The 17,132-nt window shown below is 67.0% G+C and carries 22 protein-coding genes and 1 pseudogene; 9 read left to right on the top strand and 14 right to left on the bottom strand.

The features are described from left to right. Window positions 1-12: 12 nt before the first annotated feature. Both ABI214_RS00440 and ABI214_RS00435 read left to right on the top strand, forming a co-directional pair. Window positions 13-873 (top strand): NmrA/HSCARG family protein, encoded by an 861-nt coding sequence (locus tag ABI214_RS00440; RefSeq protein WP_348605249.1) that lies wholly within the window; start codon window positions 13-15, stop codon window positions 871-873. 128 nt (window positions 874-1,001) lie between these two features. After that, on the top strand, window positions 1,002-1,334 hold the full coding sequence (locus tag ABI214_RS00435) for a nuclear transport factor 2 family protein (RefSeq protein WP_348605248.1): 333 nt from the start codon (window positions 1,002-1,004) through the stop codon (window positions 1,332-1,334). 158 nt (window positions 1,335-1,492) lie between these two features. Here the strand turns inward: ABI214_RS00435 and ABI214_RS00430 are convergent, their stop codons facing one another. Then, on the bottom strand, window positions 1,493-2,098 hold the full coding sequence (locus ABI214_RS00430; protein WP_348605247.1) for an NADPH-dependent F420 reductase: 606 nt from the start codon (window positions 2,096-2,098) through the stop codon (window positions 1,493-1,495). Window positions 2,099-2,145: 47 nt separating this feature from the next. Here ABI214_RS00430 and ABI214_RS00425 point away from each other — a divergent pair, with 47 nt between their 5' ends. Then, window positions 2,146-2,478 carry a hypothetical protein gene (locus ABI214_RS00425; protein ID WP_348605246.1) on the top strand — a complete coding sequence of 111 codons (333 nt, stop codon included), beginning with the start codon at window positions 2,146-2,148 and terminating at the stop codon, window positions 2,476-2,478. A gap of 54 nt (window positions 2,479-2,532) precedes the next feature. Here the strand turns inward: ABI214_RS00425 and ABI214_RS00420 are convergent, their stop codons facing one another. Further along, complete coding sequence (locus ABI214_RS00420) at window positions 2,533-3,006, bottom strand: MarR family winged helix-turn-helix transcriptional regulator (RefSeq protein ID WP_348605245.1); 474 nt, start codon at window positions 3,004-3,006, stop codon at window positions 2,533-2,535. 134 nt (window positions 3,007-3,140) lie between these two features. Here ABI214_RS00420 and ABI214_RS00415 point away from each other — a divergent pair, with 134 nt between their 5' ends. After that, window positions 3,141-3,713 carry an NADPH-dependent FMN reductase gene (locus tag ABI214_RS00415; RefSeq protein ID WP_348605244.1) on the top strand — a complete coding sequence of 191 codons (573 nt, stop codon included), beginning with the start codon at window positions 3,141-3,143 and terminating at the stop codon, window positions 3,711-3,713. 173 nt (window positions 3,714-3,886) lie between these two features. Then, complete coding sequence (locus tag ABI214_RS00410; protein ID WP_348605243.1) at window positions 3,887-4,816, top strand: S1C family serine protease; 930 nt, start codon at window positions 3,887-3,889, stop codon at window positions 4,814-4,816. Window positions 4,817-4,860: 44 nt separating this feature from the next. Here the strand turns inward: ABI214_RS00410 and ABI214_RS00405 are convergent, their stop codons facing one another. Continuing rightward, window positions 4,861-5,556 (bottom strand): alpha/beta fold hydrolase, encoded by a 696-nt coding sequence (locus tag ABI214_RS00405; protein WP_348605242.1) that lies wholly within the window; start codon window positions 5,554-5,556, stop codon window positions 4,861-4,863. 78 nt (window positions 5,557-5,634) lie between these two features. Continuing rightward, a complete protein-coding gene (locus ABI214_RS00400; protein ID WP_348605241.1) occupies window positions 5,635-8,355 on the bottom strand; it encodes an AAA family ATPase in 2,721 nt (906 codons plus the stop codon). Window positions 8,356-8,715: 360 nt separating this feature from the next. On the opposite strand from ABI214_RS00400, the gene ABI214_RS00395 reads away from it, so the two are divergent. Next, entirely contained in the window at window positions 8,716-8,913 is a 198-nt protein-coding gene (locus tag ABI214_RS00395; RefSeq protein ID WP_348605240.1) for a three-helix bundle dimerization domain-containing protein, read from the top strand. Between the two features lie 49 nt (window positions 8,914-8,962). Here the strand turns inward: ABI214_RS00395 and ABI214_RS00390 are convergent, their stop codons facing one another. The 3 genes and pseudogenes from ABI214_RS00390 to ABI214_RS00380 all read right to left on the bottom strand — a co-directional run bounded on the left by ABI214_RS00390 (window position 8,963) and on the right by ABI214_RS00380 (window position 10,217). Next, window positions 8,963-9,526 carry an SDR family NAD(P)-dependent oxidoreductase gene (locus ABI214_RS00390; protein ID WP_348605239.1) on the bottom strand — a complete coding sequence of 188 codons (564 nt, stop codon included), beginning with the start codon at window positions 9,524-9,526 and terminating at the stop codon, window positions 8,963-8,965. A 19-nt stretch (window positions 9,527-9,545) separates the two neighbouring features. Next, window positions 9,546-9,951 (bottom strand): annotated as a pseudogene (locus ABI214_RS25420) (hypothetical protein). Window positions 9,952-9,977: 26 nt separating this feature from the next. Further along, on the bottom strand, window positions 9,978-10,217 hold the full coding sequence (locus ABI214_RS00380) for a helix-turn-helix domain-containing protein (protein ID WP_348605237.1): 240 nt from the start codon (window positions 10,215-10,217) through the stop codon (window positions 9,978-9,980). A gap of 5 nt (window positions 10,218-10,222) precedes the next feature. Between ABI214_RS00380 and ABI214_RS00375 the strand changes: the two genes are divergently transcribed. Continuing rightward, window positions 10,223-10,534: an alpha/beta hydrolase gene (locus ABI214_RS00375; RefSeq protein WP_348605236.1), complete on the top strand. Its 312-nt coding sequence runs from the start codon at window positions 10,223-10,225 to the stop codon at window positions 10,532-10,534. 45 nt (window positions 10,535-10,579) lie between these two features. Continuing rightward, window positions 10,580-11,269, top strand: coding sequence for an alpha/beta hydrolase (locus ABI214_RS00370; RefSeq protein ID WP_348612052.1), 690 nt, complete (start codon window positions 10,580-10,582; stop codon window positions 11,267-11,269). A gap of 97 nt (window positions 11,270-11,366) precedes the next feature. On the opposite strand, the gene ABI214_RS00365 is transcribed toward ABI214_RS00370, so the two are convergent. The 7 genes from ABI214_RS00365 to ABI214_RS00335 all read right to left on the bottom strand — a co-directional run bounded on the left by ABI214_RS00365 (window position 11,367) and on the right by ABI214_RS00335 (window position 16,807). Beyond that, a complete protein-coding gene (locus ABI214_RS00365) occupies window positions 11,367-12,722 on the bottom strand; it encodes an FAD-binding oxidoreductase (protein WP_348605235.1) in 1,356 nt (451 codons plus the stop codon). A gap of 64 nt (window positions 12,723-12,786) precedes the next feature. Beyond that, window positions 12,787-13,167: a DUF4267 domain-containing protein gene (locus ABI214_RS00360; protein ID WP_348605234.1), complete on the bottom strand. Its 381-nt coding sequence runs from the start codon at window positions 13,165-13,167 to the stop codon at window positions 12,787-12,789. Between the two features lie 22 nt (window positions 13,168-13,189). Beyond that, window positions 13,190-13,507, bottom strand: a complete 318-nt coding sequence (locus ABI214_RS00355) for an NIPSNAP family protein (RefSeq protein WP_348605233.1) — start codon at window positions 13,505-13,507, stop codon at window positions 13,190-13,192. Window positions 13,508-13,564: 57 nt separating this feature from the next. After that, window positions 13,565-13,819, bottom strand: a complete 255-nt coding sequence (locus ABI214_RS25415) for a hypothetical protein (RefSeq protein ID WP_408587415.1) — start codon at window positions 13,817-13,819, stop codon at window positions 13,565-13,567. Between the two features lie 579 nt (window positions 13,820-14,398). Next, complete coding sequence (locus ABI214_RS00345; protein ID WP_348605232.1) at window positions 14,399-15,364, bottom strand: hypothetical protein; 966 nt, start codon at window positions 15,362-15,364, stop codon at window positions 14,399-14,401. 188 nt (window positions 15,365-15,552) lie between these two features. Then, the gene (locus tag ABI214_RS00340) at window positions 15,553-16,074 is read right to left on the bottom strand and encodes a site-specific integrase (RefSeq protein WP_348605231.1); all 522 of its coding nucleotides are present in this window, start codon (window positions 16,072-16,074) and stop codon (window positions 15,553-15,555) included. A gap of 514 nt (window positions 16,075-16,588) precedes the next feature. Beyond that, complete coding sequence (locus ABI214_RS00335; RefSeq protein ID WP_348605230.1) at window positions 16,589-16,807, bottom strand: hypothetical protein; 219 nt, start codon at window positions 16,805-16,807, stop codon at window positions 16,589-16,591. A 111-nt stretch (window positions 16,808-16,918) separates the two neighbouring features. Between ABI214_RS00335 and ABI214_RS00330 the strand changes: the two genes are divergently transcribed. Beyond that, window positions 16,919-17,128 carry a hypothetical protein gene (locus tag ABI214_RS00330; protein WP_348605229.1) on the top strand — a complete coding sequence of 70 codons (210 nt, stop codon included), beginning with the start codon at window positions 16,919-16,921 and terminating at the stop codon, window positions 17,126-17,128. Window positions 17,129-17,132: the final 4 nt, after the last annotated feature.

The raw sequence follows: 17,132 nt of genomic DNA, 5'->3' as shown, positions 1-17,132 counted from the left end.
GAAGGACACCCGATGAGCCCCACGGACAGCACCGCCCCGATCGCGGTCGTCGGCGCGACCGGTCAGCAGGGCGGAGCGACAGTCGACGCGCTGCTCGACCACGGTCTGCCGGTCCGCGCGATCACTCGCACCGTCGATAGCGCCGCGGCTCGAGCGCTGACCGAGCGGAACGTCGCCGTTGTCGCCGCCGACCTGGACGCCCCAGAGTCCGTGCGCGTCGCTTTCGAGGGCGTAGCGGCCGCCTTCGCGATGACGAACTTCACCGCGACGCGCGGCGTCGAAGGCGAGATCGCGCACGGCCGCGCAATCCTGGACGCCGCGCAGGCTGCGGCGCTGCCGTTCCTGGTCTTCAGCTCGGTCGGTGGCGCCGAACGAAATACCGGCGTCCCGCACTTCGAGAGCAAGGGGCGGATCGAGGAATTCCTGATCGCCGCCGTTCCGGTGAACATCATCCGGCCGACATTCTTCATGGAGAACCTGCCTGGGGTGATCGCCCGCGACGGCGCCAGCCTGATCGTCCGCCTTCCGATGCCGGGAGATGTTCCACTGCAGATGATTTCGGTGCGAGACATCGGCAAGGCGGCCACGGCCCTCCTTACGCGACGGGAGCCGGGTACGGCGCCCGTCGAGATCGCCGGAGACGAGGTGACGGGCGAGCGGATCGCCCAACTGGTCGCACAGCGTTTCGGCGTGCCCGCCGCCTTCGTCGAAGTACCGCTGGACGTCCTCGGTCCGAACGACGACCTCCTGAGCATGTTCCGCTGGTTCGCGATCGCACCGTCCTTTCGGGCCGACTTCGACCGGACCCGCGCGCTGGTCCCCGACGTCGAGAACCTGCAGCAATGGTTGGCGCGGCAACGAGACCTCGGCTGAGCAACCTCGCGTCGAACTGCGACGCCCGAAGTCGGAGCGTCCAAGGTGGACGATATCGACTACCTCGATGAAAGGGACTCACCATGACCAAACTCCCTGCGGACCTCATGCGAGTCAACCTTCTCGAAGTGTTCAACGAACCCGACACGGCCCGACGGGCCGAGGTCATCGCAGCGAACTACGCCGAAAATGTCGTGTGGCACGAAGCGGACGGGATCATTCGCGGGCGCAAGGACTTCGAACGGCGCGCGGAAGAGCTTCGCGCCGAAAACCCGGACTGGGTCTTCCGACCCGCAGGCGACGCGGTGGATCTCGACGACATCGGCCACCTCGGCTTCGAGTACGGGCCCGCCGGCTCCCAACCGGCGGTAACCGGCATGGACATCGCTCACACCAAGGACGGCGTCATCATCGAGCTCTACACCATCGTCACCGCGATCCAGCCGCCATCCCCATCTTGATCGCCGAAATCTAGCGTGATCGGCAAGCGCGATCAGCGGGTCGAGTTCGCGGCGGTGCCGACAGTTGCCTGCCGCTCGGTGCAGTAGACAGCGCCGTGAACGGACGGCGCTCACCCCTGTCGGCGTTGTCGTGCTGTACTCGAGGCCTCGATCGAATCTCAATCCTGTTTGAGGACATGCAGTCCCGACAGCGGACCTCCGTTGACATCCATGAGCTGGCCGCCTTCGTGTAGCGGTCCGACGTCGACTGAAGCGAAGCCGAACTCGTCGAGAATCGAGCGGATCGTCGCCTTGGCGTCGACGTCGTCACCGGCGTAGAAGACGACTTGGCGGCCGGCCTCATGACGGGGGTCGGGTTCAATGTAACTGGCGTGGAGCGTGTTGAACGCTTTGACGACCCGCGCGCCGGGGGCGTGTGCGGCGACGATTTCACTGCCGGTCTTGTCGCCGATATCGACGGGAACCACTCCGCCATCGACGAAGTCCAGCGTGTTGGTCACGTCGACCAGAATGCGATCGTTCCAGTGCGGAAGTGCGTCGAGGACATCGCCTACGACCTTCCAGTGTGCGGCGAGAAAGACGATGTCCGCCTGCGCCGCCTCGGCGACCGTACCGGCCGAGGCCGGCGGACCTATCTCCGCGATCACCTCGGCAAGGGACTGCGGTCCTCGACTATTGGACAGTGTGATGGGGTAGCCGGCCTTGACGACGTGACGGGCGATTGCTTGTCCGATGGTGCCTGCGCCGATAGTGCCGAAACGCATGATACTCCTCCGAATCTCCCTTGCCATTAACGATTTTCATCCACCAAATGGAACTCGGCGACAACGCGGCTGTTGAACTCCGTGAGGCCGCTGGGACCGAAGTTGGTCATTGGACGTCCCCCAGTGTCGATGTGGTGGGTGTCGATGTGGTGGGTGTCGCCGATCCGAACGCGACGGTCCGACCCGGAGCCGGTACCCGCGCTAATTTGAGATTTCAAGTCAAGGCGATTGTCCCCGCACTAGAAGTTTCAAGTCAACTGCGGCGTGACGCGAAGATCTCGCGGTTCGGCTACAGCACGCTTGCGAGGCTGGGACGCGCGTCGGAAACCGTTCTCGTCCAGCTCATCCCGATCGTTGAGCAGCCGCCCTGGCAAGATTAGCTGCGACGTGCGACCGCCACGCGTGGACGGCCACCCGTCCCTCGATCGAGCTGATCAGCCGGTCGAATCGAGATGCTCGGCGGTCAAATGACCCATGACAATGTCCGCGATATCTCCGAGCACCTCGAGCTGCTCAGGCGTGAGCAGGTCGACGAAACAATGACGCACACCGGCCAGGTGCAGGGGCGCCGCTTCTTCGATGGCTGCCATGCCTTCATCCGTGAGTACGACGTCGAAGCCGCGTGCGTCGCCGTCGCAGGGAGCGCGGCGGACGGTGCCGCGGGCTTCCATTCGGGCGATTTGATGGGAGAGCCGGCTGCGTTCCCACCCCAGTGCACGACCCAGATCGCGCGACCGAATCCGTCGCTCGGGCGCCTCGGACACGGCGACAAGAACGGTGTAGTCGGCTTCGGTGAGTCCGTATTCCCGAGTCAGTTGCCGCGCCAGGTGCGCGCTCAAGTCGGCATGCATGTAGCGAAGGCCCCGCCAGGCCCGATCCTCTCGCTCGTCCAACCACCGCGTCGCCATGCCCCCATCCTAGAGTTTGTTGACACGTCATCAAATGAGCGTAGGTTTGGGGACAGTGAACAGGCTTGACGGGGATGTTCGGCCACAGCATCTGAGCTGAACCCCAATTCCATTCCGACCAGGAGTGATTCGCCATGACCAGGATCGGCATCATCCTCGGCAGCACCCGACCCAACCGCGTAAGCGAGCAGGTCGCCCGATGGGTCCACCGCATCGCCTCCGAACGCGACGAAGCCGAATTCGAGCTCGTCGACCTGCGCGATCATCCGCTTCCCCACCTGGACGAACCCATGCCCCCGGCACTCGGCCAGTACCAGCACGACCACACCAGGGAGTGGGCGGCCACGATCGCATCATTCGACGGGTTCGTCATTGTCTCCCCCGAGTACAACCACGGCATCCCCGGCGTGCTCAAGAACGCCTTCGACTACCTGTACGCAGAATGGAACAACAAGGCCGTCGGGCTGGTCACCACAGGCGGACTCGGCGGCGCCCGCGCCGCCGAGAACCTGCGACTACTCGCGGGAGAACTGCAGATGGCAGACGTACGCCAGCAGGTCACCTTGTCGCTGTCGGCCGACTTCGAGCACTACACCACCTTCGCCCCCGGCGACCACCAGGTCACGGCCCTGAGAACCATGCTCGATCAACTCATCGCATGGAGTGCCGCACTGGCCCCGCTCCGCGTCGCGGCGTCCGCGGCATGAGCAGAATGGTCGCACCCGCGGCGGTCGCGTCGAGCCGAACGCACCAGCGCGGTGAGGGTTCTCAGCACCGAACCTAACGGTCCGCCCGATGTCGAGGCAGACTCAAGTGCTTCGGCTTCCGCTCTGCGCGAACGCCGGTATCGCCCGCACCGGCGCGGGCGTTCGATACTCGTATGAGTGAGGATTTGGAGCCACTGGACGCGTTCTCCGAGGCCGTGATCCATGTCGCTCAGCGGGTGCTCCCGAGCGTCGTCAGCCTGCGTGTCCAGACCCGACGGGGCACCGGGGGCGGCAGCGGGTCGGTGTTGACCCCCGACGGTTACATCCTGACCAGCGCCCACGTCGTCGACGGGGCGAGGCAGGCCGAAGTGACCTTCTCGGACGGCGGCGAGGTGATGGCGGATGTCACCGGCCGGGATACGCTTTCCGACCTGGCGGTCCTGCGGGCGAGGGGCGACGTGCCGGCGGCCGTGACCCGTGGAGATGCTGCCCAGCTCCAGGTCGGGCAGCTGGTCGTTGCCGTCGGAAGTCCACTCGGCCTAGCCGGCAGCGTGACCGCCGGCGTCGTCTCCGCTCTGGGTCGGTCGCTGCCGACGCGGTCGGGCCGGGTCATCGACGAGGTCATCCAGACCGATGCAGCCCTGAACCCCGGCAACAGCGGCGGTGCGCTTGCCGACAGCACCGGTCGCCTGGTCGGAGTGAACACCGCCGTCGCCGGGGTCGGCGTCGGGCTTGCTGTGCCCATCAACACGACGACCGAGCGGATCATCGCCTCCCTGATGCGGACGGGACGCGTTCGCCGCGGCTGGCTCGGGATCGCCGGAATGCAGGTGCCCCTGCCGCCAGCGCTCGCCGCCAAGCTGGGACGCAAGCGCGGCGTCCAGGTCGCTCAGGTCGTGGCCGGGAGTGCCGCCGCGACGGCGGGACTGTGCAAAGGCGACATCCTCGTGGCGATCGAAGGGCGTCCCGTCGCGACCGCGACCGACATCCAGGCGCACATGGTCGAAGGCACCATCGGCCGGCGCGTCGAGGTCACGGTGTGGCGCAACGGCGCGCTGGTCGACGCCGTAGCCGTCCCGCGAGAACTCGCCGACGAGCCGTAGCCCGAGTCCGACGGAACGGACTCGGGCTCCAGCGTTCGTCGGTCTCAGGCCGGTCCGGCCGAAATGCTCGCCGCCGCCTTGCGGATCAGGTCGGCGACCGCCTTCGGCTGTGACACGTAGATCGCGTGGCTGCCTGGCGTCTCGGCCACGGTTGCACCCATGCGTTCGGCCATCGCGGTTTGCGCGCCGGGCGGGATCATCCGGTCGTCGGTCACGTGCAGGTACCAGCTCGGCTTGACGCGCCAGGCGGCCTCGGTGACGGTGCCGCCGAGGGCGTCCAGTCCCCATGGCACCTGCGAGTCAGCCATGAAGGCGGCTTCCTCTGGCGCGACGTCGCCCGCGAACGAATCGTGGAACCTCGCCCGATCGAGGTAGAGGTTCCCGTCGACCGGCGGCAGGATAGGCGGCTGCGGGCCGTCCGCCGGGAACGTGCCGATGAGCGTGTTCACCGACTCACCCTGGTCGGGCGCGAAGGCGGTGACATAGACGAGCGAGGCGACCTTCTCGTGGGTGCCGGCCTCGGTGATCACGGCGCCGCCGTACGAGTGGCCCACGAGCACGACGGGGCCGTCGATGGTGTCGAGCACATCGCGAGTGATCGCGGCGTCGTCGGTCAGCGACTTCGTGGGATTCTGCACGATGCGCACGTCCAAGCCGTTGGCCTTCAGCTCGTCGTAGACCCCGCGCCATCCTGACCCGTCGACGAACCCTCCGTGGACGAGGACGATCGTGGCACTCATGGTGACTCCTTCTCGGTCGGTGGACACGAGCGAATCTATTGGGCGCCTTCAGCTCGAGCATCCGTCAGATGACGTACATCAGTGCAGGAGTTCCGAGCGATGGTCGAGGGCGTCGCGGAGCGCGCCGCGCGACTCTATCCCGAGCTTGGGAAACACCCGCGACAAATGGGTCGACACCGTGCGTGGAGACAGGAACAACTGGGCTGCGATCTGCTTGTTCGTCAGGCCGGTGGCGGCGAGGCGCGCGACGGCGGCCTCCTGGGGTGTCAGCGGGTCGGCGCCGGGCTCACCCCCGCCCGACGCCCGCAATTCCCTCAGGGTTCGTTCGACCCAGGGGTGCGCACGCAGTCGGCGGAAACCGTCCAGCGCCGCGGCGAGCTGAAGGCGCGCCTCGGCCGTGGCCTGGGCGCGCCGGAGTTGCTCGCCGTAGACCAGATGCACACGAGCGCGGTCGAAGACCCATCGTTCGCTTCCCTCGATCGCAAGCGCGGCGGAGAAGCGCTCGCGCCACTGTTCGGGATCGGCAAGTGCGCCGGCAGCGTTCACGAGCAGGTCCAGTCGCGGCGAACGGGCCCCGAGTTCGGCCGCGTCGACGGCTCGCAGATGCGCGGCGGCCTCCTCAGTGCGGCCCGATCGGATTGCCGACTCGACCAAGTCGAAGACGAGCCACACCGCGTGTGGAACGAACGGCTGCAGGGCGCCGACGGGGCTGACCGAGGCCGCGTGCCGATAAGCCGACTCGAACCGCCCATGCGGCAGCTCGAGCATGCAGCGGATATGCGATGCGTACGCCGCGAGCGCGTAGAGGCGACGAGGCGCCGCCCAGAGCAGCAACTGTTCGGCGGCGCGGTCGGCCGCAACTTCATGCCCTCTCGCGGCGTCGACCAGCGCGCGCAGGAAACGTCCGGGAGCCGCGGTGAGCGTGTACCCGAGCTCGTCGCACAGGCGCAGGCCGTCGTCGGTGACCTGCTCGAGCTCGTCCCACCTGCCGGCGAAGTAGGCATCGTTCCCGATCAGGAACAGCGCCTCGATCTGCTTTGCGGCGGCCCCGCCGCGGCGACCGTCCTCGACGACCCGCCAGAGCGGCTCGAGCGCGAACTGCACACGGTCGAGATAGGCCCCGGCGGTCGCTACCCGCGTGATCTGCACCGGGTTCGACGTGAAGCGCAGCGCGTCGATCGCGGCATCGAGGCGGTCGAGCACGGCGGCGTCGGCGCGAGCGGGGTCGGTGAAGGCGCGGTCGAGCAACGCGAGCGCCTCGTGCGGCTCCGGCACGATCCTGTCGAGCTGGCGTCGTGAGGCGACCGAGAACTCGGACCTTCCTGCATAGAACCCGACGGACATCAGGGTGAACAGCGCTTCGACGATCGCTTCGTCCGTGGCATCGAGGCTGCCGGGCAGAGCGTCGAGCGCCGCGATCAGCAGCCGCTGTGCGCTCGATGCGTCGCCCTCGCTGTTGAGAAGGTGGAAGGCCGCCGCGATCACGTGGGACAGCGACGGGGCGTCACTCGGGGCGGGGCGTGCGTCTGCGAGCAACCGCGGGCTCTCTTGGAGCTCACCAGTGACGAGGGACCCGAGATAGGCGGCACGGGCCACCCGGCGCGCGTGGTCCTCGCGCCGAGGGCTCAGCTCGGCGGCACGGAGCATCGCTGCAGTGGCGCGCGCACTGTTGCCGGCCTCCAGCAGGTCGTCCGAGACTTGTTCGAGCAGGCGCGCCACCTCTTCATCCGGGGCCGATGCCGATTGCCCGAGATGCCAGGCACGGCGTGACGGGTCGTCGGCGAAGGCGTGCGCGAGGATGGCGTGCGCCCGGCGCCGCTCCTCGCTCGTCGAGAGTTCGAACACCGCCGAGCGGATCAACGGGTGGCGAAACTCCATGCGGCCCGACCGGGGATTCAAGCGCACGAGGCCGGCCTTTTCGGCCGGAGGCAGGTCGATTCGCCCTTCCTGAGTCGGCACGCAGTTCTCGATCGTCAGACTGTTCTCGGCACCGGCGAGCACCACGAACAGCAGCATCTCCCGTGTACCCGGCGGAAGATTCCGCAGACGCTGCGCATACAACGACGTGAGCCGGTCGGTGAGAGGGAGCGGGTCGCGCAGCGGTCGGGGGTCACCCTCGAGTGCCGCGGGTAGATCGAGCAACGCCAATGGGTTGCCTGCCGCATCGGCGCGAATCCGCCCGCGCACATTCGCGGGCAGCGCAGGAAAGCGATCGGCCAGCAGCGCGTCGGCGCTCTCGTCCGAGAGCGGCGCGAGTATGTGCGCGTCGAACCCACTGCGTACGAACACGTTCTCGATCTCCGATCGCGCGGCGACGAGGATTCGGATGTCGACCTCACGAATCCGCCGCGCGAGGTAGGTCAAGGCCATCGCACTCGCGAGATCAAGCCACGCAACGTCATCGACGACGAACAACAAGGGAGTCGCCCTCGCGGCATGGCTTGCGAGCGCGAGGGTGGCGGCGCCTGCGATCAACTGACCGGGAGGTGACCCGGCCTCGAGCCCGCAGATCACCGCGATCGCCCGCCGATGCACCTCGTCGAGCGACGGCAGCCGGCCGAGTAGTGGATGCAGAACCTGATTGAGCGCACCGTAAGTCAGCTTGGCCTCGTACTCGAGTGCCGTCGCTCGCAACACCGTTCGTCCGGCCTTCTCAGCGAGATCGGCGGCCACGTCGAGCAGCGCTGTCTTACCCACTCCCGGCTCGCCACTCAGGACGAGTACCGGCGACGCGAACCGCGCGTCGCCACCGACGAAGTCGGCAATGAGGTCGATCTCGCCGTCCCGTCCGAACAGCATTCCGCACCGTCCTACCTGACCCGGCACTCCCGGGTTCGCCCAGCGACATCAATACGTCCCTATCAGCACCCACAAGCACGAGTTCGACCGGATGCTGCTGCCGGGCAACATGTCCTGCCCCACCTGATCGGAACGAGCCGACTGCACGCCGAACACCTGCACTCGCGCCGTCTTCCACCGCACCGGAAGCTGGGCGGAATCGGCGCGGCGGCCACCGTCGAGCGAATCACCCCGGCGGCGACCTTCCCACTGTACGAACCATTTTCCGCCCACGTGGCGGTTTCGGGACGGGAAGGCGACTGCGGGAAATGTTCTCCCGTTCGTCAGATGCTGTTCACCGTGACGTGGTCGACTCCTGCAGTGGCGAACACCAAAGAGGAAGCCGCACTGCGTGAGGCGGCGCACGCTATCAAGCGGGACTACCCACGCCTGTCCGACAGCGAAGTAGACGCAATGATCGCGCGAGCGCTCGAGGATTTCCACGACCGGCCGATCCGGGAGTTCGTCCCATTGTTCGTCGAACGCCGGATCCGCTCTCGGTTGTCCGAATCGGACTGACGCAGCGGGCGTTGGTGATTGGTGCCCGCACCCCCGACCACGGGGTAGGTCACCATGGCAGCGGACCCGCCGCGGAGAAGTAACCGCCCGTAGGACCGTCCGGCCCCACCTGGGCCATACGCACGATGATCTCGGCTCCCTCTTCGACCGTTTGGGTACCGGTGTGGCGGTTGAGGTCGGTGGCTGTGAAGCCCGGATCGACCGAATTGACCCTTATCGACGGAAATGCCTTCGCATACTGGACGGTGAGCATGTTGAGCGCGGTTTTCGATGCGGGGTAGGCGACGCCGGCGTAGGCGTACTCGGGTCGGTCGACGGAGGTGAGATCCGCCGCGCCGAGAAGGCCACCGTCCGGCGTCCGTTCCTCGATACCCGCGCAGTTGACGAGGACGTCGAGGCCCCCGGCCGCATCGATCGTTCGTGCCGCGGCGTCGACGGATGCGTCGTCCGTGACATCGATCTGGATTGCTCGGACACCGAGTTCGGTTGCGGCGGCCTGGCCGCGTACGTCGTTGCGGCTGCCGATGTACACGGTGTGGCCGGCGGCGGCGAGTTGACGGGCGGTCTCGAATCCGAGGCCCTTGTTCGCTCCGGTGATGAGTGTTGTCGGCATGTCTTCACACTCCACCTGCTCACCGGTGCATACCAGTGTCGGTCGGCTCTTTCCCGGACCATTGGAGGAGGAATCGCAGCGGGTCGTGTGGCGGCGTGTCGGGTTCGGCGGTGTAGGCGACCAGCAGTTGGTCCGGGTGGGTGTCGACGGAGAATTGCTGGACCTCGAGTTCGAGCGGGCCGACGATGGGATGCCGGCGCATTCAAGTTCGGGTCGTGCGGGTCTCTGCCCGCCTCCATCCGCAGAACGGCGACACAGTCGCGGGCGGCCCGTGGCCAGTCCGCGTACAACGCCCGAAACGCCTCATCGAGGAAGGTGAGCCTGATGAGGTTGCGTTCGGCTGGGGGTATCGCACCGAAGTCGGCCAGAAGGGACACGGCGCCGCGGTTCCACGCCAGAACATCCATGCGACGCCGCAACACCATCGCGGGAACGTCGGGCATCGTGTCCATCAGCTGCTGCAATTGCGGTGCGACGGGCGAGCGATTCCGCCGCCGGACGGCAGCCGACGGGACTTCGTCGGCACCGTGAACAGGTACTTGCGCTCGTCGGGGGCCAACTGTAGGGCGTCCGCCAGCGCGTCGAGGACGGGGCGGGAGACCCGGCGAGTACGACCCTGCTCCAGCCGGACTATGTAGTCGACGCTGACGTGCGTGAGCTGGGCCAACTCCTCGCGGCGCAGGCCGGGCACCCGACGTGGACGACGCGAGCGTGGAGATGCGGCCTTCGAACCCCGACAGCGCCGCCGGGCCTGACCTCCTGGCCCGCCACCCTGCGCGAACGGAGATCACCGTCGTGAAATCGAACGTCACGTTCCCCAGTGCCGGACTGCAGCTTGCCGGCCATCTGTACACACCCGACGACGGCGCGGCTCCGCACCCTGCAATCGTCGTCGGCCATCCGGGAAGCGGCGTGAAGGAGCAGGCCGCCGGCCTGTACGCCCGCCGCCTCTCCGAGGCAGGATTCGTCACCCTCGCATTCGATGCCGCCTATCAAGGCGAAAGCTAAGGCACGCCGCGTGGCCTCGAGGACCCCGCACACCGGGTCGAGGACATCAAGGCCGCGGTCTCGTTCCTCACCACCCACAGCGACGTCGACCCCGACCGCATTGGGGCATTGGGCATCTGCGCCTCCGGCGGATACGCGATCACTGCGGCAGCGACCGACCACCGCGTCAGAGCCGTCGCAACCGTCAGCGCCGTCGACATCGGCCGTCAGTTCCGAATGGGTGCTGACGGCACGCAGGATCCGAACATCATCCGAGACCTGCTCGACAACGCAGCGGCGGCGCGCTCCGCGGAGGCGCGCGGCGAGAGTTCGCCAGGCTTGTCCCTCTTCCCCGATTCCGCCGAGCAGGCACTCGCCCTGGGCGGCCGGCACGGGTTGGAGGGATTCGAGTACTACCGCACCGACCGTGCCCGGCACCCTCGATCGGCGCGGACCTTCACCTGGCCGAGCATCGACAAGATCGCCTCGTTCGACGCCTTCGGAGTCGTCGACCTGATCGCGCCACGCCCGCTGCTGATGGTCGTCGGGCACGAAGCCGTCACAGCGTGGATGAGCATCGCGGCGTTCCAGAATGCCCAGTACCCCAAGGAACTCCACTGGATCGAGGGCGCGAGCCACAACGACCTCTACGACATCGAACAGTACGTGCGGCCCGCCGTCGAGCAGTTGACCACCTTCTTCAGCCATCGCCTACGTCAGTTGAGCTCGACACCGGCACCGATGGCCGCCCGGTGACTCCGCGTACGACCGGGCTTGCGCCGATGGATCTCGCTAACGCCCACTCCCCTGCTAACCGTCCCGCCGTTCACTTTTCGAACGAATCACTGTGCTGTCATGCATCGTTCAGCGCGGCCAGCAGTCGCGACGGGGCGAATCGCCGGTCAGGGTCGAGGGCAGCGCTGATACGGGCGAGACGCTGCATCCCCGAATGGTCCAGCCCGTCAGCGTCCGCGCCACGGCCGTCGGCGAACGACGCCGCGGAGCGTCCGATGTCGGCCGCGATCGAAGCGGCGCGCACTTTGGACAACCCGTCCTCGGTGCGCGAGCGTGAGGCGACGTCGTTAGCGGTACCCACCGCGTGCAGCAGGAAAGGTCCGGGTACCGCGGTTGTCGCCCCGTCGCGGGTGTGTGCGTTGTTGTCCAGGTTGCGCAGCTCGACCATTGCTACCGGCGAGTCGGCTGCAGCTGCGGTGTCCAACACGTCAGCTGTCACGGCCGGCGCGCTGGGCCCAAGCCATCGGCCGATACCCAGCGCGGGGATCGGATTGGGTGGGTCGAGGTGAATCTGGGCAAGCCGAGCCGCGTCGGCGGGCGCCCAGCTGCTGTCCACCACAGGCGCCGGCGCAATCGACAGGGCGCGCAGCAGCGGGATCGCCGTGTCGGGACCTTGCGGTGAGGCGAAAGCCAGATGCACGGTCGGCACACCTTGCAGCGCCAGGGGAAACGTTGGCGCACCCGGCGGTGTGTGCAGCACGCTGATACTTGTCGACAGCGCATCACCGATCTGCCCCAGAGCACTCACCCACGCATCGACGACGGGCACAAGCGCGTCGATGCTCCATAAGCGATAACCGGCCCACAGATGCTGGGGCGCCACGAGTTCAACGGTCAGAGCGATCGCCAATCCGACCCCACCCCCGCCCCGGAACGCCCACAACGCCTCGCGATCGACGGCGTCGACGGCGTCCTCAGCCGCCCGTCGTATCTGCCCGTGGCCGTCGACGTAGTCGACAGCCAGGAGCGCCGAGCTGGCCAGCCCATACGGGCGGGTCAAGAATCCGACTCCACCCCCGAACGTGTAGCCGGCGACGGCGACCGTGGTCGAGGACCCGGCCAGTCCAAGCAGCCCATCGCGTTCGGCGACCGCGTTGACCGCCGACCACGTCGAGCCCGCACCGATGTGGGCGACGCGCGCGTGCGCGTCGATCTGCACCGCGTTCAATCCGGAGGTGTCTACCAGCACCCGATCGGATTCGATCGGAGCACCCGCGCCGTGCCCGCTGGCCTGTACTGCGACCCCCAGATCGCGCTGGGCGGCCCACTGAACGGCTTGGGCGACCTCCTCGGCACTGCCCGGGTGAGCCACCATCGCCGGACGTTGCACCACCGTGGCGTTGTGCGGGTTGGTCGCGGCCCGGTATGCGGCGCTCCCCGGCGGGGACAATAGATCGGCTCTCATCTCGGTCATTTCGTTCTGTCCAATGTGGCGGGTTGGTGATGTCGGTGAATGCCGCGGCCACGTTTCCTCCGCCTCAGGACACGAGCAGGAGCGCAGACGTGATGAGCATGACGGCGGCGGTGAGGCCGTGTACTCCCCAAGCGATGGACTTCGAGCCACCATTGCGGAGCACAATGGTTGCGTCGCCGAGCGGAATGATCGTGGCGGCCAGCATCACCCAGCCGACGAGGTGGGTCGCGCCCGCGACCATCAGGATGATGACGAACAGCCCCGTTGCAATGTCGCGCACGCCCTTTACGCTCAAGTAGGCGCCAACGGACGGCTGGTCGAGATCCGGCAGCACACCGTAGGCGGCGGCGGCGACGCGCGGCGCGACGAGGAAGCGCGCGCCGATGAAGATGATGCCCGCGGCGAGGAGTCCAGCGAGCGTGTAGCCGACGATGGTGACGGTCACGTCGAACACCCCTGGGATTTCGTCAATGAATGGGCGAGAATGACGTCGGGTCGAGCAGCATCGACTGAACGTCGACGATCTCGTCGGTATCGAATCCAGCCATGTCGGAGGCGAATTCTGGGCTGGCCATGACCTGCCGCGTCACTTGTTCGGGATCGGCGCCCGGTGGGTAGTCGATCAGCGCGACGAGTCGACTCGCGCCGCCGCTTCGCTCTGTCCACACACCGTGCGTGGTGACCCCGAACTTCGTGAAAGTCGCCACGTGGCGGGCCCAGTGAACCTTCGCATACTGCTGCAGAGCTTCAGTCGATCGCAGAGTGTAGATCCTGAGCTGAAACATCGAATGCCGTGCTCCTTCAGTTGATGTCGGCTGGTGTGGATCTGCGGGCGCAGCGTGTCAGATCATCAGCACCACGCATAGGGCAGCCGGTGCCAGACCCCGAAGCAACGCACGAGCGCCGGTAACGCTGCCCCATTTCGCTTGCAGCACCTGCACATTCGGCAGCATATTCCCGGCGTCGACGGCCGCTGCCAGTTGTCGATCGGTTGGGACGCTCACCTGCGCGTAGAGCACAATCCAGACCAACAGCGGGACCAGCGCGGCGCCCGCAGCGATCGCCTGTACCCAGTGCGCGGCCACCGTGGCCAGCACCGCACTTGTCCCGGTTGCCAGAACCCCGAGCAAACCCGGGCACGGGCATCCGCCGGTCTCGATATCGATGCACGCTTCCGGTCACTACGACCAGGGCACGGTCGTCGACCAACGCCACAGCCGGTCGCAGCACAATCGCGCGGGACACGTCGGCGCAGTAGACCACCGCGGTACCCGGCACGGCGATCAGTGCGGCGGCACGGGTGATGAGGTCCGAGCCCATGTTGTAGCTCCCGTCAGTCGCTACTGCTAGCAACGCTAACCCACGTTTCAGACCTGTCAACAGCAGTGCTGGCGTAGCCAACTGTGTCATCAAGGGGTATGACCTTTGAGGATCGCCGTGAATGTGAGAGGTCCGCCCGCCGACAACTGATCCGCAGAACGGCCCGCAAGGCGGACGACCACGAACTTCGCTACTTCTCCACGAGACAGAGGTAGACCGAAAACAGCTGATACCTGCGACTCTCATCGGTCAGATCCACGCCACTGACAGCTGAGGATCACAGCTGAAGGACCTCACTGTCGAGGAGCCGCACTAACGTCGACATCCCACCCACCTTGGTCGTCCCAGCTCAAACATCAACGAAGTGCAGCGGACTCAGCGGCCGGCGCGAGGAACATCGTGCACATGTACGTCACCGCCGACCACACCGCCGAGATCCCCAGGAACCACCCTCCGACCGATGAGAGCACCTGCCCGGGCGTCGTCGAAGCCAGCACGCTCCAGACGAAGACCACCGCGACCAGCAGGAACACAGCAGCAGCCGAACAGGTCGCGAACCTATGCCGCCAACAGCGCGCCGACCGGGGCGGCCACACCTGCGCCGACCGCACCGCGAGAGCGCCGCCCACCACCGACACCGAACCGACCACAACCCCGACGAACCCACCCACCACCAACGCCACCAACGTCAACCCCCCAATGCCCGCGGGCACACACCATGCAGCGGCCGCTGCAACTCCGACTCCGGCCGCAATACCGATCTCCCGCGTCGCCCACCCCATACCTGCAGCTAAACACAGCCGCAGCACACTGGATGCACGGAACGTCTGGACCCGGCGGACTCCACGCAGGTGGCCGCTGGCCTGAGCTCGGGCGATGAGTTCGAGGAAACCGTCGTAGGCCTCGGCTCGGCGGGCCTCTAGACGTTTGGCGGTCGGGAAGGTCATGGTGAGGACGTCGGCGAAGCCTCGGTCGGCGGCCTGCATTGCGCACACCGCCTCGACGTAGCCGACGAAGCCCTGCCACGGATCCGGACCGGCCAGCGCGACGGCGACCGCTGCGGCGTAGGCGTCCATCCGGCGGATGACGTCCGCGCCGATCAGCATCAACAAGCCCGAGGGCAGATCCGTCGAGTCGTAGGACGCGGCCTCGCCATGCCCCGACAGCCACCGCTTCGGCAGCTCGATCCATCCGGTCCCGGGACGGTCCTCCGCGCCGCTGGCCAACCAGCGGTCCTGCCAGGTGTCCCCGGGAAACGATGACAGCCAGCGCAGCAGCTTGGCCACCCCGCGCCGTCGGCCGGCGTTCGTGGCGGCTGCCACGGCCACGAACGGTGCCGTGGTCAGCCGTTGCTGAACGTGCTCCGCAGGCGCCGCGGTGTGGGGACACCAGCCTTCCGCCGATCGACGAGGAAACCGATTGCGCAGCTGACTGTTCCGGGCCCGCTGTTCTGCGGCGACGGCAGTGGCGGCCGGCAGCGGCTTGCGTGTGAAGTGTTTGACGAAGGTGGTCACAGCATCCTCCCGAACAGCACACTCAACGCCTGCGGGTCATAGCCCGGTGACGGCGGCGGAGGCACCAGTTTCTCGCGCTGTTCCGCGATGCGCGCGTGAAGGGCCAGCACCCCGGCGATCACCTCATCCTTGTCGGGGGTCAGGTAGATCTCGGTCGTAGACAGGTGCGCGTGACCCAGGACGAGCTGCACGTCGCTCAGCATCAGCTGCGGGTCGCGAGCTATCCTGGCCGCGGCGCTGTGCCGCAGATCGTGCAAAGTCCAGTCAGATCCAACTGCGGCGTTGGCTCGCGCGAACATCCTGTGCGCCGCAGGGTAATTCAACGGTCGCCGAGGTCGGCGCAGCGTCCACCACACCGGCTGGGTGCGACCTCGGGGAACCTCGCCGTGCATCTCTTCCTGATGCAAGCGCAGCCACACGAACGCATCCGCCGACTCCGGAACCGGCTGTTTCGCACGAGTCCCCTTGCGCACCAAGGTGATCAACTGCTGACCCGGATCGATGTCGCACTGCTGCACCCCCGAAGGTCCGACGCCCGCACTCCGGTCGAGATCCAGAACGCGACCAATGCCCGGTCTTGGTTAGAGGGCAGTGCCGCGAACAGCTCGTTGAACCGCTGGTCGGGAATCGCTCGGGGGACCCGGCGCGGAACCTTCGGCCGGTAACGTCCCACCCGCTCGCGCGCCCACCGTCCATCGGGTTGTGGTGTGCGTGCGCCCGACGCGACCGGCGGGATTGAGCGAGCGGAAACGGGTTCAGGATCGGGCCGGTGCCCTCGTCTCGGTGGAAGTCGTAGAAGCTGCGCAACACAGTCTCGCTGTGCGTCACGGTGGCCGGCGCATAACGGTCGCCCAGTGCCGGCTTGCCGGTGATCGGATTCGGCGCGCCCGCGATCACATTCGTCGGTCCGGTGCTGCCGGACCTCGTGGCCTGCCGCCGGTGCTTGATCGTCAGTTGGATCCAGCAACCGAAGTCGCGGGCCTCCCGCCTGGTCGCCCGATCCCAGCCGACATCTACCGCGAGTAGGAACCGTCACCACCGCAAGAGGTCCATGTCACACGAGCGCAACGTCGACGCCGACCGCCCGGAGGCCGGCAGCTCCTGCAGGAACACCGCCACCGGCTCGACCACCGCGCCGCCAGCGTCCGGCAGGTGATACGGCACCGTCTGCTCGCCGGTGGCCACCAACCGACCGACGCAGGGCACTGCGAGGCTTGTGAGGTCGCGTCCGCTCTCTTCCGATTCGACCACGTGGGCAAGCTACCGACGTAGCTCAAACCCCGAGCATTCCGACCTGCCCTAACCCAGAGTTAGTTCAGTCAACGGTGCATCCGCTGTTCGATGCTCCGAGTCGACCCGAAAATGATCACCCGGCTCACCGACATCGAAACCGATCTGCTCCAGCGACGCGACCGCGCACACGACGAAGGCTGGCTCGGCGAAATCGAAGGCATCGATCTCACCCTGGCCTTCCTCCGCAGCAAACGCGACGAGACAAGCCGCCTGTCGGCCCGGGCCACCGCACTTGGCACCCCTACCCTTCGACCAACCGGCCAGGCCTCTTCTGAATGAGCGG

This window comes from Prescottella soli (genome assembly GCF_040024445.1).
GTDB classification, from domain to species: Bacteria; Actinomycetota; Actinomycetes; order Mycobacteriales; family Mycobacteriaceae; genus Prescottella; species Prescottella soli.
The sequence above is the reverse complement of the archived record's forward strand: the minus strand, read 5'-3'. Positions and strand labels throughout refer to the sequence as shown.